Source organism: Pedobacter lithocola (assembly GCF_042650845.1).
GTDB lineage: Bacteria > Bacteroidota > Bacteroidia > Sphingobacteriales > Sphingobacteriaceae > Pedobacter > Pedobacter lithocola.
This window is the reverse complement of record NZ_JBHSBW010000013.1, coordinates 258,988-282,941: the sequence shown is the minus strand read 5'-3', so window position 1 is coordinate 282,941 and position 23,954 is coordinate 258,988. Positions and strand designations below refer to the sequence as shown.

26 protein-coding genes are annotated in these 23,954 nt (G+C 34.4%); 17 read left to right on the top strand and 9 right to left on the bottom strand.

What is annotated here, in order from left to right:
- Nucleotides 1-24: 24 nt before the first annotated feature.
- Nucleotides 25-1,359 carry a dihydroorotase gene (locus ACFOWA_RS15205; protein WP_378986605.1) on the bottom strand — a complete coding sequence of 445 codons (1,335 nt, stop codon included), beginning with the start codon at nt 1,357-1,359 and terminating at the stop codon, nt 25-27.
- Between the two features lie 330 nt (nt 1,360-1,689).
- Between ACFOWA_RS15205 and ACFOWA_RS15200 the strand changes: the two genes are divergently transcribed.
- From ACFOWA_RS15200 to ACFOWA_RS15185, 4 genes are all read left to right on the top strand, one after another.
- The gene (locus ACFOWA_RS15200; protein WP_378986603.1) at nt 1,690-3,036 is read left to right on the top strand and encodes a DEAD/DEAH box helicase; all 1,347 of its coding nucleotides are present in this window, start codon (nt 1,690-1,692) and stop codon (nt 3,034-3,036) included.
- Nucleotides 3,036-3,308, top strand: a complete 273-nt coding sequence (locus ACFOWA_RS15195; RefSeq protein ID WP_378986601.1) for a hypothetical protein — start codon at nt 3,036-3,038, stop codon at nt 3,306-3,308. The genes ACFOWA_RS15200 and ACFOWA_RS15195 overlap by 1 nt, the downstream gene beginning before the upstream one ends.
- Before the next feature lie 128 nt (nt 3,309-3,436).
- Nucleotides 3,437-3,772: a gliding motility protein GldC gene (gene gldC / locus ACFOWA_RS15190; protein WP_123205379.1), complete on the top strand. Its 336-nt coding sequence runs from the start codon at nt 3,437-3,439 to the stop codon at nt 3,770-3,772.
- A gap of 183 nt (nt 3,773-3,955) precedes the next feature.
- The gene (locus ACFOWA_RS15185; RefSeq protein WP_378986599.1) at nt 3,956-4,366 is read left to right on the top strand and encodes a hypothetical protein; all 411 of its coding nucleotides are present in this window, start codon (nt 3,956-3,958) and stop codon (nt 4,364-4,366) included.
- On the opposite strand, the gene ACFOWA_RS15180 is transcribed toward ACFOWA_RS15185, so the two are convergent.
- The 3 genes from ACFOWA_RS15180 to ACFOWA_RS15170 form a co-directional block, all read right to left on the bottom strand.
- Nucleotides 4,363-4,860, bottom strand: coding sequence for a lipocalin family protein (locus ACFOWA_RS15180; protein ID WP_378986597.1), 498 nt, complete (start codon nt 4,858-4,860; stop codon nt 4,363-4,365). The two genes, ACFOWA_RS15185 and ACFOWA_RS15180, sit on opposite strands and share 4 nt — an antisense overlap.
- A gap of 168 nt (nt 4,861-5,028) precedes the next feature.
- Nucleotides 5,029-5,421, bottom strand: a complete 393-nt coding sequence (locus ACFOWA_RS15175) for a hypothetical protein (RefSeq protein ID WP_378986595.1) — start codon at nt 5,419-5,421, stop codon at nt 5,029-5,031.
- Nucleotide 5,422: 1 nt separating this feature from the next.
- Nucleotides 5,423-5,902, bottom strand: coding sequence for a methylated-DNA--[protein]-cysteine S-methyltransferase (locus tag ACFOWA_RS15170; protein ID WP_378986593.1), 480 nt, complete (start codon nt 5,900-5,902; stop codon nt 5,423-5,425).
- A 269-nt stretch (nt 5,903-6,171) separates the two neighbouring features.
- Between ACFOWA_RS15170 and ACFOWA_RS15165 the strand changes: the two genes are divergently transcribed.
- The 4 genes from ACFOWA_RS15165 (at nt 6,172) to ACFOWA_RS15150 (ending at nt 9,619) form a co-directional block, all read left to right on the top strand.
- Nucleotides 6,172-6,837 (top strand): heme exporter protein CcmB, encoded by a 666-nt coding sequence (locus ACFOWA_RS15165; RefSeq protein WP_378986591.1) that lies wholly within the window; start codon nt 6,172-6,174, stop codon nt 6,835-6,837.
- A gap of 208 nt (nt 6,838-7,045) precedes the next feature.
- The gene (ccsA, locus tag ACFOWA_RS15160; protein ID WP_378986589.1) at nt 7,046-7,714 is read left to right on the top strand and encodes a cytochrome c biogenesis protein CcsA; all 669 of its coding nucleotides are present in this window, start codon (nt 7,046-7,048) and stop codon (nt 7,712-7,714) included.
- Nucleotides 7,715-7,846: 132 nt separating this feature from the next.
- The gene (locus ACFOWA_RS15155) at nt 7,847-8,065 is read left to right on the top strand and encodes a CcmD family protein (RefSeq protein ID WP_123205366.1); all 219 of its coding nucleotides are present in this window, start codon (nt 7,847-7,849) and stop codon (nt 8,063-8,065) included.
- 132 nt (nt 8,066-8,197) lie between these two features.
- Nucleotides 8,198-9,619 (top strand): Glu/Leu/Phe/Val family dehydrogenase, encoded by a 1,422-nt coding sequence (locus tag ACFOWA_RS15150; RefSeq protein ID WP_378986587.1) that lies wholly within the window; start codon nt 8,198-8,200, stop codon nt 9,617-9,619.
- A 261-nt stretch (nt 9,620-9,880) separates the two neighbouring features.
- On the opposite strand, the gene ACFOWA_RS15145 is transcribed toward ACFOWA_RS15150, so the two are convergent.
- The 4 genes from ACFOWA_RS15145 to ACFOWA_RS15130 all read right to left on the bottom strand — a co-directional run bounded on the left by ACFOWA_RS15145 (nt 9,881) and on the right by ACFOWA_RS15130 (nt 15,744).
- Nucleotides 9,881-11,491, bottom strand: a complete 1,611-nt coding sequence (locus tag ACFOWA_RS15145; RefSeq protein WP_378986585.1) for a Na+/H+ antiporter — start codon at nt 11,489-11,491, stop codon at nt 9,881-9,883.
- A gap of 94 nt (nt 11,492-11,585) precedes the next feature.
- Nucleotides 11,586-12,926 carry a hypothetical protein gene (locus ACFOWA_RS15140; protein ID WP_378986583.1) on the bottom strand — a complete coding sequence of 447 codons (1,341 nt, stop codon included), beginning with the start codon at nt 12,924-12,926 and terminating at the stop codon, nt 11,586-11,588.
- Between the two features lie 96 nt (nt 12,927-13,022).
- Complete coding sequence (locus ACFOWA_RS15135; RefSeq protein WP_378986581.1) at nt 13,023-15,062, bottom strand: hypothetical protein; 2,040 nt, start codon at nt 15,060-15,062, stop codon at nt 13,023-13,025.
- 1 nt (nt 15,063) lies between these two features.
- Entirely contained in the window at nt 15,064-15,744 is a 681-nt protein-coding gene (locus ACFOWA_RS15130; RefSeq protein ID WP_378986579.1) for a hypothetical protein, read from the bottom strand.
- A 270-nt stretch (nt 15,745-16,014) separates the two neighbouring features.
- Here ACFOWA_RS15130 and ACFOWA_RS15125 point away from each other — a divergent pair, with 270 nt between their 5' ends.
- The 9 genes from ACFOWA_RS15125 (at nt 16,015) to ACFOWA_RS15085 (ending at nt 23,032) form a co-directional block, all read left to right on the top strand.
- On the top strand, nt 16,015-16,449 hold the full coding sequence (locus ACFOWA_RS15125) for a cytochrome c maturation protein CcmE domain-containing protein (protein ID WP_378986577.1): 435 nt from the start codon (nt 16,015-16,017) through the stop codon (nt 16,447-16,449).
- Between the two features lie 5 nt (nt 16,450-16,454).
- Nucleotides 16,455-18,920 carry a heme lyase CcmF/NrfE family subunit gene (locus ACFOWA_RS15120; RefSeq protein ID WP_378986575.1) on the top strand — a complete coding sequence of 822 codons (2,466 nt, stop codon included), beginning with the start codon at nt 16,455-16,457 and terminating at the stop codon, nt 18,918-18,920.
- A 5-nt stretch (nt 18,921-18,925) separates the two neighbouring features.
- The gene (locus tag ACFOWA_RS15115; RefSeq protein WP_378986573.1) at nt 18,926-19,690 is read left to right on the top strand and encodes a Rossmann-like and DUF2520 domain-containing protein; all 765 of its coding nucleotides are present in this window, start codon (nt 18,926-18,928) and stop codon (nt 19,688-19,690) included.
- Nucleotides 19,691-19,729: 39 nt separating this feature from the next.
- Nucleotides 19,730-20,062 (top strand): 2Fe-2S iron-sulfur cluster-binding protein, encoded by a 333-nt coding sequence (locus tag ACFOWA_RS15110; protein ID WP_378986571.1) that lies wholly within the window; start codon nt 19,730-19,732, stop codon nt 20,060-20,062.
- A gap of 78 nt (nt 20,063-20,140) precedes the next feature.
- A complete protein-coding gene (gene iscX / locus ACFOWA_RS15105) occupies nt 20,141-20,386 on the top strand; it encodes a Fe-S cluster assembly protein IscX (RefSeq protein ID WP_378986569.1) in 246 nt (81 codons plus the stop codon).
- Nucleotides 20,387-20,574: 188 nt separating this feature from the next.
- Nucleotides 20,575-21,102: a KdsC family phosphatase gene (locus ACFOWA_RS15100; RefSeq protein WP_378986567.1), complete on the top strand. Its 528-nt coding sequence runs from the start codon at nt 20,575-20,577 to the stop codon at nt 21,100-21,102.
- Between the two features lie 167 nt (nt 21,103-21,269).
- On the top strand, nt 21,270-21,656 hold the full coding sequence (locus ACFOWA_RS15095; protein WP_378986565.1) for a hypothetical protein: 387 nt from the start codon (nt 21,270-21,272) through the stop codon (nt 21,654-21,656).
- A 75-nt stretch (nt 21,657-21,731) separates the two neighbouring features.
- A complete protein-coding gene (locus ACFOWA_RS15090; RefSeq protein WP_378986563.1) occupies nt 21,732-22,295 on the top strand; it encodes a Maf family protein in 564 nt (187 codons plus the stop codon).
- Nucleotides 22,296-22,411: 116 nt separating this feature from the next.
- Nucleotides 22,412-23,032 carry a hypothetical protein gene (locus ACFOWA_RS15085; protein ID WP_378986561.1) on the top strand — a complete coding sequence of 207 codons (621 nt, stop codon included), beginning with the start codon at nt 22,412-22,414 and terminating at the stop codon, nt 23,030-23,032.
- Between the two features lie 6 nt (nt 23,033-23,038).
- On the opposite strand, the gene ACFOWA_RS15080 is transcribed toward ACFOWA_RS15085, so the two are convergent.
- The gene (locus ACFOWA_RS15080) at nt 23,039-23,953 is read right to left on the bottom strand and encodes a Ppx/GppA phosphatase family protein (protein WP_378986559.1); all 915 of its coding nucleotides are present in this window, start codon (nt 23,951-23,953) and stop codon (nt 23,039-23,041) included.
- Between the last annotated feature and the right edge of the window lies 1 nt (nt 23,954).

Below are 23,954 nucleotides of genomic sequence, written 5' to 3'. Positions count from 1 at the left end.
GCTTAATAAACAAATATAACAATTCTATCTCGCAAAAGTTAGTCGTTTGCCAATCTGGTCGGTTGTGAATCTGCCTTTTTGGTAAGCCAAATTTCCCGATACAAAAGTGTGGGTTACACTTGCCTGAAAGGTATCGCCATCAAAAGGGCTCCATCCGCATTTGTAAAAATTGTTAAGCTTGGTTACTTTCCATGAATCTTTTAAATCAACCAAAACTAAATCTGCCCAGTAACCTTCGCGAATGAAACCACGGTTTTCGATATCAAAGCAAATGGCCAAGTTATGGGCCGTTTTTTCAACAATTTTTTCGAGTGAAATTTTGCCTTGTAAATGCATTTCCAGTAAGGCAGGTAAAGCGTGTTGAACCAATGGTCCGCCGGATGGTGCTTGCGCATATGGCTGGTTTTTTTCCTCTAAAGTATGTGGCGCATGGTCGGTAGCGATAACATCAATATTATCATTTAACACCCCAGCCAAAATACCTTTTTGGTCGTCTTCCGTTTTAACGGCCGGATTCCATTTAATGAAATTGCCTTTAGCCGCGTAATCTTTATTGCTGAACCAAAGGTGATGTATGCAAGCCTCAGCTGTAATTCTTTTATCTTTAAGGGGTATTGAATTATCAAATAGAGCAATCTCTTTTGCTGTAGAAATATGTAGAATGTGTAAGCGGGTTTGATAACGTTTTGCCAGCTCAACCGCTAGTGATGATGATTTATAACAAGCCTCTGCACTTCGAATTAATGGATGCATTTCGATAGTTAATTCATCCTTGTATTTTGCTTTGAATTCTGCAAGATTATGGCGAATAGTTGCCTCATCTTCGCAATGCGTTGCAACTAATATTGGCGCTTTACTGAAAATGTTTTCTAAAGTTTTTTCATTATCAACCAACATATTTCCGGTTGATGAACCCATGAAAACCTTAATGCCGCAAATATTCTTAGCATCAGTTTTTAAAACTTCTTCGATATTATCGTTACTGGCACCCATATAAAATGAGTAGTTGGCTAATGATGTTTCTGCAGCAATTTTATATTTATCAGCAAGTAAATCTTGTGTTAAGGTATTCGGAACGGTATTTGGCATTTCCATGAAGGATGTTATTCCACCAGCAACAGCAGCCATACTTTCCGTAAAAATATCAGCTTTATGCGTTAAACCCGGCTCGCGGAAATGCACCTGGTCATCTATCATTCCTGGTAAAAGGTATTGCCCTTCGGCGTTAATTTCAGTAGCATCGGGAGCAGAAAGATTTTGACCAATCTTTGCTATAAATCCATCTTTAATTAATACATCAGCAACAATTTGTTGTCCCTCGTTTACAATTGTAGCGGCTTTTATCAGGTAAGAATTCATGGTTTCAAAGGTAAAAATAGATTTGAGAAGTTAGATATGAGATTTGAGAAATAACAGATTAGTTTTGAGCGGATGAAAGGTGGAAAGGATGTTTATTGTACTGTTTTATGTTAATTAAACCTGACAGGAGCGAGCACGTAGAGGTAACCCTTGCGGTTACCATCGGAGTAAAGCGGATGGCAGGGCTGCCGTAACCCAAGAATTACTGGAATTGCTTTTCGAAAAAAAAGAAACCATATAAGGAACTTAAGAACATTTAAGTTTTTTGTGCCTTAGCTTTGGTCTTTAAGCTTTTAGCCTTTCGGCTTAAAAAACCTATCTTTGTGCGCTATGGCAAAATCGTTTGAAGAATTTAAGTTAAATAGGCAAATTTTAAATGCAGTTGCCGACGCAGGTTACACCGTTGCCACGCCAATACAGGAAAAAGCAATTGCACCAGTGTTATCTGGACAAGATATTTTCGGTATCGCAGAAACTGGTACTGGGAAAACTGCGGCTTTTGTTTTGCCAATTTTAATGCAATTGAAATACGCTCAAGGTGAAAATCCGAGAGCTTTGGTTTTATCGCCAACACGCGAATTGGCTATGCAAATTGCCGAGCAGGTAAAATTATTTTCTACTTACACCGATTTACGCTCGCTTGTAATTTTTGGTGGTATTGGCCCCAAAACCCAGAAAGAACAAATTGCAAAAGGTGTTGATATTTTGATTGCTACGCCAGGAAGATTTCTCGATTTATATTTGGCTGGCGATATTAATACGCAAAGTTTAAAATTTTTGGTATTGGATGAGGCCGATAAAATGATGGATATGGGTTTTATTGGCTCTATTCACAGGATTTTGGAAATTGTGCCGCGTAAACGCCAAAATTTGTTGTTTTCTGCAACAATGAGCGAGTTGGTGCAAAAAATTGCTGGCGATTTCTTAAATAATCCGTTGGTAATTGAGGCATCGGCACAAGCTACACCGGCCGCAAATGTTACTCAAGCCTTGTATTACGTTCCTAATTTTAAAACAAAAATTAACCTTTTGCAGCATTTATTAAAAAATGATGAGACTTTTAGTCGCCTGATTATTTTTTGTAAAACCAAAACCGTTGCCGATAATATTTTTAGCTTTATTGAGCGTAGATATGGTGCAGAAAATGTTCGTGTAATACATGCAAATAAGGGGCAAAACACCCGAATTAACTCGATATATAGCTTTAAAGAAGGTAATATCCGAGTTTTGGTTGCTACAGATGTGGCCAGTAGAGGTATTGATGTGAGTGATGTGAGCCATGTGATAAATTTCGATGTACCTATTATTATTGAAGATTATGTGCACAGAATTGGGCGTACGGGTAGGGCTTTTGCCAAAGGCGATGCTATTACTTTTGCTACCGACGCGGAGAAATATTACATCCGTAAAATTGAAAAACTAATTCGCCAATACATTCCGGTAGCAGAAATTCCGGAGGGCGTTTATATTGATGAAACACCTTACGAAGAACGTCAGCATATTGCCAAAGAAATAGATTTACAGAAACGTAAAGATGACCCAACGTTTTTAGGTGCTTTCCACGAGAAAAAACACGCTGCGGTGATAGATAAAAAGGCTAGAGAGAAGGCGAAAGCAAAGGCTGGAAAAGAAATTAAATCGTTTAAAAAAGGGAAAAAATTCGATAAGAAAAAATAATGAGGTTAAGGATTACGCCTTTAAATATTGTTGGGGCAATAGCGCTCGGTTTGATGGTGGTAAATTTATTTACCAAGAAAGTAAGTGCGCCACGACAAATTGATATGAGTGGTTTTTACCTCATGATTTTAGGCTGTTTAATTGTGGTTACTTTTATTACCGATTTAATTTTTCGTTTTACGCTGAAAGATTTAAAAAGGATTTGGATGGTAGAATCGATTTTTATAGTGCTCACGGCAATTTTGATGGTAATCATTCAAAAGCTAGCGTAATCAACAGGTAAAAAAACTGGAGTAATCATTTCAGTTGTATAATCAATTTAAAAATTAAGCATCTTTGCAATCGTAAAAATAAATCGATAAATTTTAATCAAATTTATTGGTAGCGTCAATTTTGAAAAATGAAAAAAGCAGAAATAAAAATAACAGTTGAGTTAGATGAGGGTAACAATCCTGACAATATTCTTTGGGAAAGTACAGATTCTGGAAATGCAGATAAAGTGCCAGCAAAAGCAATGTTTTTATCGGTTTGGGACCATAACTATAAAAACACTTTAAAAATAGACCTTTGGACAAAAGATATGCCGGTTGATGAAATGAAACGTTTCTTCTACGAAACTTTACAAACCATGGCCGATAGCTTTTTAAAAGCAACAAACGAAACGTTAATTGTTGAAGATTTACGCGATTATTGCGCTCACTTCGCCGATAAAATGGGGATTGTTGAGGGACAATAGTAGTTCATTAGTCATTAGTCATTAGTCTGAAGTCATTAGTCTGAAGTCCGAGGTCCTAGTTCCGAGAAAATGTGGTTAGGTAAGTTAGCTATAAACTATTGTCAATTCAGAAATAATATTAATCAAAATCTGTGTAATCTTGAAATTAGTGTAATCAAATCGCAGGAAAAATCGTAAATCAAAATGTTAGTTTTAAATAAATTCAGAGCCTTTTTGGGTGTTTTACTTTGTATCATCGCAAGCTTTTGCCCAATGTTGAAAGTGCCAATTAAAGGCAATTGGAACCTGTATCAATCTGATTCGCGTTTGTTTATTATAACATATGCAATTATCGCACTTGCTGTACTGTTTTTATTTATAAGAAAGGCTGGGGCATTTAGATTTATCAGCTTTGTAATGGCTATTTGGTATGTTTTAGCAGTTATCGCAGTATATTTCACAGCAAATAATTATACAAAATATGGCTTCGCAAATAAATTAATTGGCAAAGTTGTACATTTCCAATGGGGGTGGATTGTATTTTTGGTTGGTGTTTTATTTATGCTTTTTAGCACAAAGAGAGGCGAAAAAATTACATCAACATCCATCAATTAAAATTGTGAAGTAAGCTTAGTTACTTCATATCCTTTTGCTTTGCAACGAGCAACAATTTCATCATGAGTTTTCTTTGGCATGCTTTTACTTCGACTCATGATGAATAAAAATTTATGGTCTGGGTGGCCAACTACAACATAAGAATAATCCTCAGCCAGTTCGATAATCCAATAATCTACCTTAATTGGCCAAACAAACTGCGCTTGAAGTTCACCATTATTTCCTTCTTCCGATGGAAACATCTTTGAACTTCTGGAGTACACTTTTTCATCTTTAGGTTTTTTATAAGTGGTTAAAACACTGTAATAGCCATCTTTATTTAAGGTATATTTTGTGGTAGTTTCTCTGCTGCCTTTGTCAAAAATCGTAGGTATAGAATATAATGAATACCAGGTTCCAGAATATTTTTTTAAGTCTAACTTGCTAACAGGCAAATTTTTATCTGCCGGAAAAAAGCTTAGAAGAACCAATAGGATGGAGCAAATCGTTTTCATAACATCGATGGGTTTGATGTTATTTACGCATTATGAATTAAATCGGTTTTGAATAACTGGAATTCAATCGAGATTAAGCCTCTCATTCTGAGCTTGTCGAAGACCTTTGTTTAATGGTATTCGATAAGCTCAAAATAGCTTAATGCTGAATAAATAAGAAATGATTCCTTAATCAGCTGTAAAATAATCTTCATCATTTTCTCCCAAAGGAATGTAAATTCTTTCCCATTCATCACCATCTATAATCTCCCAGGTGTGGCCAATGCCTTTGGTATCATTTGCTATTAAAATTATCCCAGGTTGGATGATGAATGTTTTACCACTGGTAACGGTAAATTTCAGTTTTCCTTTTATGGTAATTACAAATTGTCTTCTTGGTGCCGGGTGAGGGATGTTTTCTAGGGTTGAAACATCCGTTTTTGAGAAAAAATAAGTAGCTTTAATGTGTTGTTTTACAGGAATTTTACCAGTTTCGAAATCGCAATCATCATTCTCTTTATTAAATAAATGTATAGCTTTTAAATGGCTAGGTGTATCTTCTTTTTCTAATGATGTATTCATATTAAAATTTTATTTCTGTTTGTCCTGTTTGAGAAACTTCTCTTTCATGTTGCAATAGCCATTGCTTTCGCCATAAACCACCAGCATAACCAACTAATTTACCGCCACTACCAATAACCCGGTGACAAGGAACCACAATGGCAATGTTGTTTTTGCCATTTGCTGCTGCTATCGCTCGAATGGCTAATGGATGATGCGCAGAAAATTTAGCGTAGGATGTGGTTTCGCCATAAGGAATGGATAGTAAATTTAGCCAAACTTCTTGTTGAAATTCTGTTCCCTTTTGTTTTATTGGAAAATCGAAATTTTTCAATTCACCTTTAAAATACGCTGCTAATTGAGCTGCCACCTTTTTGGTTAAAGCACTTTCTTCGATTTCGTCGATTGCTTTTTCGGAAAAAGTAATTTCCGTGACGAAATCATCTTCTGCAAGGATAGTAATTTTTCCAATCGGAGATTCTATAGCTGATGCGTAGTTCATTTAATTATTTTCTTGCCACAGAAATACTTAGTCCACGGAATTTGGGCACTAAATATTTTCATAATCTGTTTTTCACTATCATCCGTGTCAATCCTTTTTTATCTGTGGTTAATAATCTTCGGATATAAAATTTTTTCACCAGTATCTGTATTTATCCTTTCTATCTGTGGTTAAATTTTATACTTAGCGAACAATTACTACTGAACAATATTACAACAATCCAACAATTTTAGTTCACATTATTTATCAATAAAAGTATCTTTGCGGTTATGCAACTGGCCAAAGAGGTTAAATTTTTAATCCACAAGGAAGTACTTTTAGAGTGGCGATCCAAATATACCATCAACGGGATATTGTTGTATGTAGTTTCTACCATTTTTACCTGCTATTTATCTTTTGTAAGTCTCGGCGATAAATTAACCTGGAATGCTTTATTTTGGGTAATTATGCTTTTCGCATCCATAAACGGAGTATCAAAAAGTTTTTTGCAAGAAACTAAGGGTCAGCAGCTTTACAATTATATTTTAGCTAGTCCGGCGGCAATATTAATTTCAAAAACCGTTTATAATATATTATTAATGCTTGTTTTAACCACCATTGCATTAGGTTTTTACACATTAGTTTTTGATTCTTTTACCCCGCCAGATTTGTTGCTATATTATGTCGCGGTAATTATTGGCAGTATCAGTTTTTCAACGGTTTTTACTATGGTTTCGGCCATTGCAAGCAAGGCTGGAAATGGTGGTATGCTCATGGCAATTTTAAGTTTTCCCATTATCATTCCTGTACTGATATTATTAATTAAACTAGCTAAAAATGCAGTTGACGGCTTACCCTGGGAAAATAGTTACGATGAAATTGGGATGTTGCTTTTGGTAAATGTACTTACCGTTGCAACCTCTTTATTGTTATTTCCTTACCTTTGGCGGGATTAAAAAAATGGAATGAATAAATTATAGAATGATAGATTGAGTGAATTTGAACTTCCATAGCTTGATAAATGATTGAATTGTAGAATTAGTTATTGATTGAATGGAAATGCAAACATTCTTTCATTCAAAATTCCTTTATTCGAAATTAAAATATAGAATTGAACGTAAGCATTCACTCATTCAAAAATCACTCAATCAAAATTATATACGTATGAATAAAACTTGGTGGAAAATTTTAGGTTCAGTGCTTGTAATTTATACTGCAATTGCAGGATTATTGCTTGGTGTTCCGCGTTTGCCTATTTTAAATGAATCTATCAGGAATTTGTATTTCCATGTACCCATGTGGTTTGCAATGATTGTATTGTTTTCTATCTCTGTTTTTTACAGCATAAAAACGCTCAGTTCTAAAAGTGAAATTGATGATATGAAAGCAGTAGAAAGTGTAAATGCAGGCATCATTTTCGGGCTTTTAGGTTTGGTAACCGGAGCCATTTGGGCAAAATTTACCTGGGGCGATTTTTGGAGTTTCGACCCTAAACAAAATTTCGCGGCCATATCTGTTTTACTTTATTTCGCTTATTTAATTCTTCGCAACTCCATAGATGAAGAACAAAAAAGAGCTAAAATTTCGGCTATTTATAACATCTTCGCCTTCCCAATGATGGTGGTTTTACTTTTCGTTTTACCACGATTAAAAGATTCTTTGCACCCAGGCAATGGTGGCAATCCAGGTTTTAATAGTTACGATTTAGATAGCCGCATGCGTATGGTATTTTATCCGGCTTGTTTAGGATGGATATTAATCGGTTATTGGGTTTATACCATCCGTTTCAGATTACGTTCACTAGAAAACAAAGCGCAAGCAAATAAGGATTAAAGAACAAAGATTAAGGAACAAAGAGCAAAGATTAAAGAACAAAGAGCAAAGATTAAGGAATAAAGATTGAATTTCGTTATTCTATCTAGGGCATCCAAAAAAACCAAACACCTAACAAACAAAAAAACCAACATGAAAAAAATACTTTTCTCACTAATTTTAACACTTGTAACGGTACAATTATTTGCACAAGACAATGGTGTAGAAATGGCCGATAAAATGCGTACCGATGGCAAAATCTATGTTGTTGTAGCCTGTATTGTCATCATTTTGTTCGGTTTGCTGGCATATCTATTTTCTATCGATAAAAGATTAAAAAAAATAGAAAAAGAAAACCCGACTAAAAACTAAGTTTAAACAGTTTAAAGCTGTTTTTCGATACAAAACCGAGTAGTGTTGGCCATACACTAAGTATTTTTTCATTTGGATATATGCAGTTTTTTTAGGCAATTTTGCGGCATACTAAATTCATAAAAAAAAATAATGGCTAATCTAGCAGACGAGAACAAGTTTTTTGCAGATGTATGCAAGAACTTTGACAGTGCGGCTCAATTCACAACTCATCCGGAGGGTTTATTGAACCAGATTAAAGCATGTAATAGTGTGTATCGTTTTCAATTTCCAATTCGCAGAGGAAACGGTTTTGAAGTTATTGATGCATGGCGTGTAGAGCATTCGCATCACATGAGTCCAACCAAAGGCGGTATTCGTTACAGCGAAATGGTTAATGAAGACGAGGTGATGGCACTTGCAGCCCTAATGACATACAAATGTGCTATCGTAAACGTACCATTCGGCGGTGCAAAAGGTGGTATCAAAATCAACACCAAACAATATAGTGTAGCTGAGCTGGAAACGATTACCCGTCGTTACACCACAGAATTAATTAAGAAAAATTTTATCGGTCCTGGCATTGATGTTCCTGCACCAGATTATGGTTCGGGCGAACGCGAAATGAGCTGGATTGCAGACACTTATATGACCATGAATCCTGGTCAGCTGGATGCACTAGGTTGCGTAACTGGTAAGCCGATCGCTTTACACGGTATTCGTGGTAGAAAAGAAGCTACTGGTCGCGGTGTTGCTTATGCTGTACGCGAATGTGTGGATGTTGCCGAAGATATGGCGAAAATCGGTTTAAAAGCTGGTTTAGGCGATAAACGCGTTATTGTTCAGGGTTTAGGTAATGTTGGTTACCACTCGGCTAAATTCTTGGCAGAATTCGGTGCAACCATAGTTGGTTTATGCGAATTTGAGGGTGCAATTTACAATCCAAATGGCTTAAATGTTGATGAGGTTTTTGCTCACCGCAAAAATACAGGTTCAATTTTAGGTTTCCCTGGTGCTACTGATTTTAAAAATTCGATGGAAGGATTAGAGCAAGATTGCGATATCTTGGTTCCTGCTGCTTTAGAAAACCAGTTTACCGAACTTAACATCCGCAACATTAAGGCAAAAATTATTGCTGAAGGTGCAAACGGACCAACAACGCCAGAGGCTGAGGCTATTTTTACAGAAATGGGTGGTATCATTATTCCAGATATGTATTGTAATGCTGGTGGTGTTACCGTTTCATACTTTGAGTGGTTAAAAAACCTTTCTCACGTAGCATTCGGACGTATGGAAAACCGTTATGCGGCCAATTCAAATGCAAATTTAATTGCTACTTTAGAAAATTTAACTGGCAAAACTATCCTTCCAGAGCATCGCTTAATGATTGTTAAAGGTGCATCAGAAATGGAATTGGTAAACTCTGGTTTAGAAGATACCATGATTCATTCTTATCACGAAATTCGTGAAACCTTGAAGAATAAACCTGCAACTCAGACTTTAAGAACAGCTGCTTTTGTTAACTCAATTGATAAAATTGCCGTTTCTTACATGAATTTAGGTGTTTGGCCTTAAGAAGTTTGAAGGAATAAAGGGGAAAGGTTTAGGGCTTTTCCCCTCAATAGATAAATAATAAAATCCTTGTAGATGTAAAGTCTGCAAGGATTTTTTTTTTGGAAATGAACGGTCCGGTTTTAATAGGGGTGGGTTGGCCCCGCTTTTCACTACAAGCCCAATGAAATATTGGGGCTTTTCATTTCAATCGGGTTTAGGTACAAGAGTTTGTTTAGCAGGTTCCCTAAGTCAAAGTAAATGAGTGAAAGTTATTTAGCTAAGTTAATCTGAAGATGTAATGCTTAGTTCCTCTAAATCGAGGCGCCATTCTTCTTTTCTAATAATGTCATCATCAAAATCTTTATTACTTTTTAAATGGTGTAATTCATCACGTTGAACTTTAATTAAATCAACCATAATTTCATGGTAAGCTCTTAAATCCTGCTTATCAATATCACCTTTTTTAAATGCTTGTAGTGTGTCCTTTTTCTCCGCAAGCGAATGTTGAAGTTCGGCTTTTAAATTAACCATTAATTCATTGTGTGTACATTGATATTGATAGTCGGCTTTTAATTTATCTAATGAAAGGTCGATAAGTTTTAGCTTGATTTGATTGGTTTGTTCCTGTTCGCTAAGCTTATGTTTCATTTCGGGTATCTTCAATAATTTTACAACCAATGGTAAGGTTAATCCTTGAAGAACAAGCGTGATAAATATCACAACGAAAGTGATGAAAAGAATAAGGTTTCTTAATGGAAATGGAATCTGGTCAGAAATCATGACAGGAATGGAAAGGGCTGCCGCTAAAGAAACCACGCCCCGCATACCAGCATAAACTATCACCATCGAAGAATGCCACGTCATACCTTGGTAACGAACCCTTGTTTTTTTATTAAACAACATGGTAATTCTTGCAGTCGAAAAAAGCCACAAAAAGCGCACAAGCAGTGCCAATAGAGTTATTCCAATTCCGTAACCAATGGCTTTCGAAATTGGATAATCATCTCCCAAACCATTTACAATATCTGGTAGAGCTAAGCCAATTAAAATAAATACCACGCCATTGAGCATAAAAGTAATAGCCGACCAAACCGAAACTGCTTTTATTCTGGAGTTGGAAGTTAAAATGATATGTGACTGACTGGATAGCAATAATCCACCAGAAACTACGGCCATAACGCCCGATGTTTTAAAATGTTCGGCAACGATATACATAAAATAGGGGGTAAGCAGCGTCAAAACGGTATCAATATTTTCGGTTGTAGGCAACCAGCGATGAATGACATAAAATATCGCCCCGATGGCCAAACCAACTATAATACCGCCTATTGCTACCGTTAAAAAGTCTACCACAGCAACATGCATTACGAAGGTTCCGGTAACAACAGTTGCCAAAGCAAACTTAAATACAATTAAACTGGATGCATCGTTAACTAAACTTTCACCTTCTAAAAGTGCGGTCACCATTTTAGGTATTTTAACACCTTTAAGTACTGCTGCGGCTGCAACAGCATCGGGTGGTGAAATAATTCCGCCCAACAAAAAGCCTAATGCTAAGGTAAAACCAGGAATGAAAGCTACAGAGGCGTAGGCAACCGCAACAGACGTAATAAATACTAAACCGACTGCCATTAAAAAGATTGCACCTTTGTATTCCCAAAAGTTTTTCCATGAGGTAAACCAGGCCGATTCATAAAGTAATGGTGGTAAAAACAGTAAAAAGACAATTTCTGGGTCAATTTTTATATGTGGAATTCCTGGAATGAAACCAATAATTAAACCAGCAATTACTAAAAATATAGGATAAGAAATCTTCAATTTCTGACCAACCATAACCAAAAGCGTTACGCCAAGTAGTAAAATGAGGATTAAAATAAGGTTATCGTGTAGCATTAAATCAATAAGTTTGGTTCATGGTGTTATTTGAACAGTTATAAATTTATAAAAATTAGATGGATTGTTTTTTTAGGAAACTTGCAGGTGAGATTTAAAAATTTTTTAATAATTGATAAAGAGCATTGATATTCTTATTAATCAATTCAAGTTTACCATCAACCATTATTTTATTGTTATTTGTAAATTTTCCGTTGGCGCTTAACTGTTTTAAATTTTCAGTGTAGTTTGTAAAAGCCGGAATGTTAATTTGCTTATTCAATTTAGTAAAATCGACCATTAATGAAACGAAATTATCTGTAGCAATTTTTTTGGTGTTGGTTTTTTCAGGTTTTTTTGTTGCAAAAACAAGTTGTTCATCATTGCCACCAATAAACACTTTAAAGAGCGGAAAAACTGCTTTATTCATTAATCCACTATCTAAATTAATAATGTTTTGCTGGCTTAAATACTTTTTTAGTCCGTTTGCATCGGCATCAATATTTAAAAGAATATTCGGAACATTTCGTTTTTGCATGGTTACTTTTTCAACCTTTTCAAAATCATCGTTATATTCATAAGTAATCACCGAATCAGCTTGTTGAGTAGAGTTTATCCACTCCAAATCTAAACTTCCTTTATAATACTTCAATAAACTATCTCGCTGTAAATTGAAATTCTTGAGCTTTAAAGTTTTATCATTATCCGCTTTAAAATCTGCGTTTATATAAAATTTGATTGCACTGGTTTCATTAAATGACACATGCGTTGGTGTAGCAGTTGGTACAATTCCCTTCGATGAAAACTCATGTATAAAGTTTATTGCGCCATCTTCAAAATCAACTGAACCCGTTAGTTCTTTTGCCGCGTAAGCAATATGATTTGCAGCATTTTTTAGCATATTAAATCTGCTGCCTCCAATTTGTATGAAATCCTTTTGGTTTAAAATATCTTTCAAAATGGGTTCAAGGTTATCCGTTTGCATAGATAATGCTATGGCTGCAAATTGCTTATTAAAAAGGATGTTGAATTTACCAAAGCTGTTCTTGGCTAAATAATAGTCAGAAGTTTTAGTGATGTTAAGTTTTAAAGTTTGCTTAATGAAATTAGAAAATTCTTGAAAATCATCAATTTCAAATCGCGAAAAAACAGTTGTTTGTGGTTGATTTTCTATAGTGTATAAATAAATGCTTGCAGGTATTTTTAATCCAAAATCGAATTTATTTGCTTTATTTTTTTTTAATGTGGTGTCAGTTTTTAAATAATAACCGGCGTTAGAAATCATATTCTTTGCCAGGCTTTTATAAATTTCATCCACACTAATTTTTATTAATGCCGTCGCATTTTTTGGAATAGCTACTTGATTTGCTTTGTATTGCCTGTATTTAAATGTCCCAATAAAGAAAACCAGCAGCAGAATTATGATTAGAACGATTATTTTTAAAAATCTCTTCATGCGTCGTTTTTTGCCACAGATTTTCACAGATGAGCACAGATTTTTGCCTGCTTAAAAATCTTTGTTTATCCTTTTTATCTGTGGTTAATTATTGAATTATTTAGAAGCATTTTCAATCAACGAAAATAAATATTTCAATGCATTCTCATGGCCGTTTGGTATTTCTGCACTAATATCTGCCGATACGAGATTGCCTTTAATTGGATTAGATTTCATATAGACGTTGCCCATCTTACCCAAGGTTTCATTGAATTTTTTCGCAGTTTCCTCGCCACCAATTTCCTCATTAGGTACTTTACCAACTAAATTTTTAGCGTTAAACAAAAAGCTAAAATTATTTTTGCCCAGTAAATTTTTATGCGTTTTACTTATAGATGCTTTATAAGTATTATTGCTAATGCCTTGCATTTCGGTTAATGAGTTTCCGAAAAATACAATGCCGTCTTTTATCATAAAATAAATATCAATCGGACTTTTCTTCTCTTCAATTTTATAAATGTTTTCGTTTATGGTGACATAATTTTTATTTATGCAGTATTTAATCAATTTATTCATCAATCGATTATCTTCAGAAGAAAACATAAATAAGAAATCGGGTAATGTTTCATTTTTCGTTTTAGTTACCTCTTTTCGGTTATAATCATCATCATATTCATAGCTTGTGTAAGTAACTTCTTTTGTATTCAAACCATTTATAACGAATAAGGCATCGCCCTTAATTACCTTGCTTAAAGCCTCTTCATCTAATAAAAGTGAAAATAAATCAGTTCCTAATTCAATTTCTTCGTCCATTCTAGCGCCAAGAAAAGCACCATAAGTTTGTTTCATCAATTTAGGAAATTCTTCCAAATAAGCTTTGGTATCGATAGAATAGCCCATAAAACCAATTGCTTTTTCGCTATCAATGTATTTCAAAAAGTTTTTATTCAACTTTCTGTTCATGATTTTTTTGTACGCATCTGCTTGGTCTTTTGCCAACTCCAATCCCGTAGAAATGCGGAAACTTGTTTTATCCATAAAAAGTTTGGCATTTAAGCTTCCATAACCTTGCATTAAACCAGTTTTGCCATAGGTGCCAAATTCTGGTGCGATAGAATTATAAACCTCTTGTAAACTCGAAACCCAAATTTCTGCAATGGCCTTATCATCTAAGCTTGCTGAGTATGATTTGTTATTTTCTATCGATTCGTAACTAGTGTTAAAGATTTTATCCGCTTGTGCAGTCATCCATACAAAGGCTAGCTGTTTCTTTTTAGCATCTTGTTCGGCTCTTTCTTTTTGATAATCATCGTACATTTCATCACCATTCGCGTTTTGAATAGCTGCAACAGCACTATCCACGTCATTCCCTTCTCCGGTTATAGGCAAATCTCCAATTTCAATTTCTTCTACTACTTTATTTTTTTTTGGTTTTACAGCAGCCTTTTTCTTTGCCGGTTGCTTTTTGCTCCTGTTCTTTGTTGAAGCTTTTTTAGCCGTTGCTTTTTTATATGTTTTAGTTTTTACTACTGGTGGAGCAATCACCTCTTCCATAACAGGTTCGGCAGTGGTAACCATAGTAGAATCTACTGCAACCATTACGCTATCAGCCATAGGTTCATCGTAGTTGTTTTGATATCTAATTTCTTTAATCCCGTATCTTGCAGAATTAGTTGAATCGGCAAAAAACGAGCTTCTTATGCTACCAGTTACAAAATACATCATGTCATTATTCCATTTGATGATGCTTGTACTATCTGGCAAAACCATGGTTCTAATTTCACCATCAGTTTTAAACTTCTTGTCTTTATCGTTAATCAGGCTTTCGAATTTTGCTGCATCCTTTAAAGGAATCAGGAAGCAGTTGTAAGTTATACTGTCGCTTAACTGGTTAAAATAATACATATTTCTTTCCAAGTTAATCCCGAAATCTTCTATGCTGGTAAATTCTTTATCAAGTGATTTAGATGTTTCGGTTAGTAACTTTTTGCCAACAAACGATTCGTTAAAATCTTTTACAAACATTAATTTAAAAACGTTATCGCCTTTTATAGTGGCTACAGTAAACGCGTTCGACGGAATTTTTTTAACTAAATCTTGTGCGTAAGTTAATGTGGTAAGAAATAGGAGAGAGATTGCAATTAAGACGTTTTTCATTTTATTTTGATAGTTGTATTTTATTGGAAACATTAATTTTTCCGTTGATTAAATCTGTTATATTACATTTTAACATCACCGCTTTGCTTGATTTTGAAAGCTTTGAAGATGGGTTGCTTGTGCTTAACACAGGCGATTCGAAACGATAAATACTGGTGTAAGTTGCGCCATTAAAAACTGCCTTATCTTTACTTTTTAGTTTATTAAACTCTGTTTTAGCAGTACCAACAGCCTGATATTTCCTGCTAAACGTTTTGGTTGTTTTATTAAAACTGTAAGATGATGTATTGGTAGCTTTAATTTTTTGCTGGCTTAAAATGTTTTTAGTAATGTTATTGATATTCGAAACATCTTTAAAAATAAAACTTATGGTTGCGATATAATTGTTAAAATCAGTACTGCTTTTAACATTTGTTATTCCTTCTGATTTTTTAAGATAGGCAACAGCTTCAGCCAATTCTTGTTGTATTTTTTGTTTGCTCGGTACTTTATAACCTTGTACACTATCTAAAAGCATTACCGATGCAACCTTTGTTTTGCTCTGGCTTAAATTTATAGTGAGTACAACATCGCCCGTTCCGTTATTGCGCATAGAAATTTCTTCTACAACTTCGAAACACGAACTTAAAACGGGCACTAAGAATGCAAATAATAAAAGCTTGTAGAACTGCTTAAGGTTCATATTAATCCGATTTAATTTTTTACTTGGAGATGTAATGCAAAAAGGATGGATAGTTTGATGCCTCAAACTTAATAATTAAACTCCGATTTTTACAAGTTGTGGAATTTATTGCCGAAAATGTTCAGAACTAATATTAATAGCGTTGTAAATAAAAACTATCTCAATAAAACTATCAGCTAATTGTCAATATAAAGACAAGAAAAATGTAAACCAACGTTCGCTAAGCCTATTTTTCTATCTTTGTTGCCAGCTTTTACAACAACACAGGATATGAAAAAAAGTGCAATAATCGGACTAATCACAATTGCAATTTCAATTGGAATTTTATTCAGCCTAAATGCTAATACCGATACGTACTCAAATTTTAAAGAGGCTACAGCTTCTGAAAAGGAAGAGCATGTAATGGGTTATTGGGATAAATCAAAAGGTACTTATTACGATGCTCTTAAAGATGCCAATCACTTTTCTTTCTTCATGAAGGATGAAAAAGGCGAAATCCGTGAAGTAATTTACAGCGGCACCAAACCTCAGGATTTTGAAAAATCTGAAAAGTTGGTTCTTATCGGTAAAATGAATAACGATAAATTCTATGCGTCGAAAATTTTAATGAAATGCCCATCTAAATACAACGATAATTTAGTTGAAATTAATAAAGATGGCAAGGTTGATGAAGTTGGTGTAAACGGCGAGAAAAAATATAATTAATTTTAATGGATATTCAATTTGTAGGGGAAAACCTGTTACCGGGTAAAATTGGGCAGTTTTTTATTGTGTTGGCGTTTTGTGCATCGTTGCTGTCAACAATTGCATATTTTTATGCTAGTCGCAATGAAAATTTAGAAGATAAATCTTGGAGAAACCTTGGTAGAATTGGATTCTTAGTAAATTTATTCAGCATAATTGGTATTGGTGTAACGTTATTTTACCTGGTATTAGGTCATTATAATGAGTACAGCTACGTTTATTGGCACTCTTCAAAAGAATTGCCAATTTATTATATTATTTCTGCTTTTTGGGAAGGTCAGGAAGGCAGTTTTTGGCTTTGGGCTTTTTGGCAATCGTTTTTAGGTACTTTACTTATATGGAAGGCTAAAACATGGGAACGCCCTGTAATGACAGTTGTAGCTTTCTCGCAAGTGTTTTTAACTTCAATGATTTTAGGTGTTGAGATATTCGGTGAGCGTATCGGAAGTTCTCCTTTCATATTATTAAGAGAATCACTTGATTTAAAATCAATGGCTCCTGTGGTTTTCGCAAATCCTGAAAACTTTAAAAACTACCTTAAATTTATTACTGATGGTAGAGGATTGAATCCATTATTACAAAACTACTGGATGGTAATTCATCCGCCTACATTATTCTTAGGCTTTGCAAGTATGGTGGTTCCATTTGCTTACGGTATTGCTGGCCTATGGCAAAAACGTTATAAAGAATGGATTAAACCTGCTATGCCGTGGACGCTTTTTGCGGTAATGGTTTTAGGTACAGGAATTATTATGGGTTCGTTTTGGGCTTATGAAGCACTTAACTTCGGTGGCTTTTGGGCATGGGATCCGGTAGAAAATGCTTCGTTAATTCCATGGTTAACCTTAATTGGTGCTGTACACGTAATGATAGCATATAAAAACACAGGTCATGCATATTTTACGGCAATTGCACTGGTTTTTTTAAGTTTCTTACTTGTGCTTTATGCATCGTTTTTAACCCGAAGTGGAATTTTAGGCGATACATCAGTACACTCCTTTACCGACATGGGAATGTTTGGTCACCTTATCCTTTACAACGTTGTATTCGCAGTTTTAGCAATTTACCTAATTGTAAAAAGATGGAAGGAATTGCCTATTACAACCAAAGATGAAGAGACTTACTCTCGTGAATTTTGGATGTTTATTGGTGCATTAGTGGTAACCGTTGCATGTATTCAGGTGATATTTTCTACTTCTGTTCCGGTATTTAATAAAGCTTTCGGTACAAAATTTTCTCCACCAATTGATGCTGTAAGGTATTATAACCAATGGCAAGCACCTTTTGCTGTCTTAATTACTTTAATCTCAGGCTTTTCTCAGTATTTAAAATACAAACGAACCGACCCACGCAAGTTTTACAGTAGTTTGGTTTCAGCAATTTTATTTGCCATTGTATTAACTGCTGGTTTAGTGTATGTTGCTGATATATACACCAATACCATGTATATTTTAATGACTTTCAGTTGTATTTTTGCAATCATATCAAATGCAAATATTTTGTATCAGGCATTCGGTGGAAAAGTAAAGTTGGCGGGTTCTGCAATTGCACATATTGGTTTTGCCTTTTTAATTTTAGGTGCTTTAATATCTGCAGCAACAAATAAGCCTTTATCCATCAACGCAAATAATTTTATTCCGGTTAAAGATTTCGAGAAAACCGAAAAGCCGGGAGAAAATATTATGCTGTATAAAAACGAGCCTAAAAAAATGGGCAAGTACACCGTAACTTATGTTAGCGATACGGTAGAAGCACCAAATACGATTTATGCGTTAAATTTTAAAGTTTATGATAAAGAAGGAAAGCTGAAAGAAGATTTCAACCTGCATCCACACGTTCAGGATAATGAAAAAATGGGATTAATTGCTTCTCCAGATACCAAGCACTATTTAACTTACGATGTGTATACACATATAACAAGTGCTGCAATTAAACAAACCGCTCACGATGATCACGAAGGTCATTCTGATGATGAAAATTACAAAGCGCCACGAATTGTTAATGTTTCTACAGGAGATACCATTCATACTTCTAGCGGCATTGTAACCGTAAAAGCATTAAATAATAAGCCAACTGCTAAAGATTTAGCATTAGGAAAAGGCGATTTCGCCGTTGGTTTACCATTAGAAATTAATGCTAGCGGTAAAATTTATAACACCGAACCTATTTTTCTAATTAAAGGAAACAACACATTCGATTTTGCACGTAAAGTTGATGAGCTGGATTTAAAATTCCGCTTTTCAAGAGTTTTACCTGATGAAAAAAAAGTAGAGTTACAAATTTTTGAAAAACCACAACAAGCGAAAGATTGGATAGTGTTTAAAGCGATTGAATTTCCTTACATCAACTTATATTGGGCTGGTACAATTATAATGGTTATAGGTTTCTTGTTATCGATTTTTAGACGACGGAAAGAAGCTAAAACTGCTTAAATCTGATGAGGATTGTTGTATTAGGTTCTGGAAATGTTGCTACACATCTTGCCTTAGCGTTAAACGCCGCTGGCGAAGAAATTGTACAGGTTTTTAGTCTAAACTTAAATCATGCAGAAGCTTTAGCAAAAAAAATCCAAGCTGAAGCCATTAACAATATCTCGAAGATTAATCGACTAGCAGATTTATATATTATATCTGTTAAAGACGATGCCATTAACAGTATTGCTTCAGAATTACGTGGAATTGAAGGTTTGGTAGTTCATACATCTGGTAGCACAGATATTAAAATTCTATCATCAGAGTTGAAAAATGCTGGGGTTTTTTATCCATTGCAAACCTTCTCTAAAAGTAAAGCTCTTGATTTTGGTAATATTCCCATTTGTTTAGAAGCTACAGATGAAAAGCAGTTAGATATATTAAAAAACATTGCTCAAAAGCTAAGTCCTAAAGTTTATTTAATTGATAGCCAGAAAAGAAGGGTATTGCATTTAGCTGCTGTTTTTGCATGCAATTTTACCAATCACATGTATTATATGTCTAAACAAATTTTAGTTAACAATAACTTAGATTTTGATATTATCAAGCCATTAATAACCGAAACAGCGGATAAGATTTTAAATTATTCGCCAGAAAATGTACAAACCGGACCGGCGGTAAGGAATGATGATACAACGATAAATAGGCATTTAAATATGCTGGCAGACCTGCCTGAATTGCAGGAAATTTATACAACCTTAAGCAATAGCATTAAATTATCTCACAAATAGTATAATTGTCGGTTTGCTTATTACTTTTGCATAATAATTATGAGCATTTTTAAACTTAAAATAAATTTTGAAGAAGCAGATCACCAATCAATAGAATTACCTATTGCTGCGGGAGAATCTGTTTTGGATGTTTGTCTGGATAATGGAATTGACCTGCAACACAATTGCGGTGGTGTTTGCGGTTGTAGCACTTGCCATGTTTACGTAACTAAAGGCATGGATAATCTTGAAGAAATTTCGGATAAGGAAGAAGATTTTATAGATAGAGCTGTGCGACCAAGAATTACTTCGCGTTTAGGTTGCCAGTGCGTGGTTATTGATGGCGATATTGAAGTTACCATTCCTGATCAGTCTGATTTTATGGGGCATTAATCAGGTCAGAAATATTTATTCTGAAGTCACAATACCTTTTTAAATTTCTACTTTTAACAAATCAACAACATTACAAACATGAATAACGATAAATTTGATTTACCTATTTACTGGAATGATTACGAAGATATTGCTATGTCTTTATATGAAAAATTTGGTGATGAATTTGGTGAAACTAAAATATACAGAATCCGCTTTACAGATTTATTAGAATGGGTTTTAGAATTGCCAAACTTTAAAGGTACCCGCGAAGAAAGTAGCGAAGGGCATTTAGAGCAAATTCAAACGGCTTGGTGCTACGAGTGGAGAGATAATCAGGATTAAGGTTGAGGTTGAGGCTGAGACTAAGGTTGAGGCCAAGATTTAGGCTAGGATTTGTTGTTATAGATTTACTGAGTAGAGGACATATCTATGTTATGTTTTGATTCAATTTGAATAATAAATTTCATAACCTTCAATTTTTAGATTATAACAGATAACGCGTATTCTATAACTAAAATCTTATAACGCACATGTTTCTCCAGAAGCTAAAAAACATTACAACTTTTATTTTCGATGTTGATGGCGTTTTAACAGACGGTTCGGTTCAGGTAATGGATAATGGTCAATCGTTACGTATATTTAATATTAAAGATGGTTATGCATTGCAATTGGCTGTTAAGCGTGGATACCATGTTTGTATAATTTCGGGAGGCGATGGTATTGCAATGGCCAAACGTTTTCATAATCTAGGCATTAAAGATGTTTTTTTGGCTGCCGGAGATAAAGTAGAAATATTCAATCGATATATTGCAGATAATAAAATTAAGGCATCAGATGTTTTATACATGGGAGATGATATTCCTGATTTAAAAGTTATGAAACTAGTTGGGTTACCGACTTGCCCTGCTGATGCTGTAGAAGAGATAAAAGACATTTCGGAATTTATATCACCTTTTGATGGTGGTAAAGCCGCTGCCCGCGATATTATCGAAAAGGTAATGAAAGTACAAGGTAAGTGGTTTGATGAAAACCCAATTGCTGCCGAATCAGGCAAATAAATCATAATGTTTTCATGAAATACGATTTAATAAAACTTATCTGCAACAGTTAAGTTACATTTTGTAATTAAACTATATGCTGTTTATGGATTCAAATAGTTCAAAAAATTCATCCTAAAAACCAGATAAATAGGCAAACGTCTATTTATCTAAAACAAAACAAAAACATGAAAAAATTAATGATGATTTGTGCGTTGTTATTCTCTGTAATAACTTACGCAAGTGCACAGCAAGGTGGCGGTCGTATGGGCGGTACACCAGAAGAAAGAGCAAAAAGAAGTACTGACCAACTGGTAGAAAAATTAAAGCTTACCGAAGATCAAAAAACAAAAGTGATGGCTATTTATACTGCTCAGAATGCAGAAATGACCAAGGCAAGAGAAGCAGCTGGAGGTGACATGTCTGGCATGAGAGAAAAAATGACTAAAATGAATGCTGAAACCAACACTAAAATCGAAGCTGTTTTAACTGAAGAGCAAAAACCAGCATTTAAAACAATGTTAGAAGAACGAAAAAAAGCGATGGAAGCCCGTATGAATGGCGGCGGTCAATAATTAATTTAACAAATTTTTTTTAATAACAAAAGCGGCTTCATGTCGCTTTTGTTATTTTAGCATAAATTTTTAACCATGCTTCTTAACACACCAATTATACTAGCTTCTAAATCTCCACGCAGGCAAGAACTTCTAAAACTGATGGGCTTGAACTTTAAGGTAGAACTGAAAGATGTAGATGAAAGTTATCCTGAAGGATTAAATCCGGCAGAAATTTCGATTTACATTTCAGAAAAAAAGGCTATGGCATTTAAGGCTGAAAATGAAATTGTTATAACAGCCGATACAATAGTAGCCGTAGATGGAGAAATTTTAGGTAAACCAACTGATAAATTACATGCGCAACAAATGTTAAGTAAGTTATCTGGCTCAATACATGAGGTTTATACGGGTGTTACCCTTGTAAAAGGAAACAAATTTTATTCTTTTTATGATGTTACCGAAGTAATTTGCAGGGTTGTAAATAGCGAAGAAATTGATTTCTACATAGATAATTTTAAGCCGTATGACAAAGCTGGAAGTTATGGCGTACAAGATTGGTGGGGCAATGTTGTAGTCGAAAAAATTAATGGATCTTACACCAATGTAATGGGTTTGCCTACAGAAAAGCTTTATAAAGAATTACAAAAATTTATATAATCTTCATCACTTTGTGGAATTTTCCTAATTGCGGCATCATGGTTTAAAATATAATTATGAAGACTAAGCAATTTGAAGTGACAATCCAGGAACCATGTTTACAAAACTGGGATGAGATGGAAAATTATGAGAAAGATAAATTTTGTGTTTCTTGCAATAAATGTGTTATAGATTTTTCAAATTATAGCAATGCTCAAATTATAAGCACCTTAGCCAATTCACAAACCGAAATTTGTGGAAGATTATCTCAAAATCAACTTAATCAATTAAATTATTATTTGCTGGCTGCTCCTGCAAATAGAAATTGGATGAAATATTTAGTTGTACTTGCAATTGGAACAAGTGTTTTTATGCAAGATGTTAACGCTGCAGTACCTCAAAAGTATCAAAATGAAATTTCACTATCTGAAGTAAAATCCAATTTAGATGATGAGAAACCAGTACTAAATCGTGTTTTTTATGGATATATTTTTTTAAGTGATAAGAAGCCTGCTGCAGGATTAAAACTGCAGATTAAGAACACCGAATATACCGCAATAACCGATAAAAGTGGACGCTATGAGTTTAAACTAGATGATAATTTCAATCGCAAATTAAATTTAGTAGTAATTAAGGAATCAGATTTTGTCACTGAACTTCATTTAAACTTTAATACATCAAAACAACAAAATTATTATCCTGCAAAAATGGAATCAATGATTTTGGGAAAAATAATGTATGTGCCAAAGAAATCTTGATTGTTGCTACAACAAGCTAGCTAGTACACCCATTTTTAAATCATAAGTAGATAGGATTAATTGATTTATTTTCAATCTTCCCATAGTATAATTCGCTAGAAGGGCAGCAATAACACACATGTCAACTCGTAAAGGAATCAATCCGGGCATAGCAGCTCTTTCTGTATGAGTAGAATTTATTAGTTTCAAGGTAATTTCGATATATTCATCAAAGTTGAAATTATAAGTTTTAGCTTCGCTGATATTAACCAGATAGTTGTGTTTTTTTATTATCAATTCGGCAAACGTTTCAAATGCACCTGCTGAACCAATAAGTACGTTTGGTTGGTATTTTTCGCAAACCTCGAACAAATCTAAAAGCTCATTTTGAACCTTAGCAAGTATTAAATTTTTTTCTTCATTGCTTATTGGGTCTGACTTAAAATATTGCTGCATTAATCGAGCTGCACCAATGTTGTAACTTTTCTTCCATATTAATTTTTCGCTATCACAAAGTATAAATTCTACACTTCCACCGCCAATATCCATAATTAAAGAACAGTCTTTAATTGCACCACTAAGTTTTACGCCTTCATAAATTAAGGAAGCTTCTTCATCCCCAGAAATAATCTCAATAGAAATATTAGCCTCATTTTGTGCTGCCAAAACAAACTCTTTTCCGTTTTCGGCACTTCTAACAGCAGATGTGGCAGTTGCTCTAATCGTATCAACCTCGTATTTAGATATTATTTTGGAAAAGTTTTTTAAAGTGTTTATTCCCCTTTCAAATGCTTTAGGAATAATCTGATTATCATTTATTTTACCCTCGCCCAGTTTAACAGGCACATTGGTTTTAAATAAAACTTTTAAATTTTTAGGTGTTGATTCTGCAATAAGCAGGTGGAAGGTGTTTGTTCCTAAGTCGATAACAGCAAAGCGCATA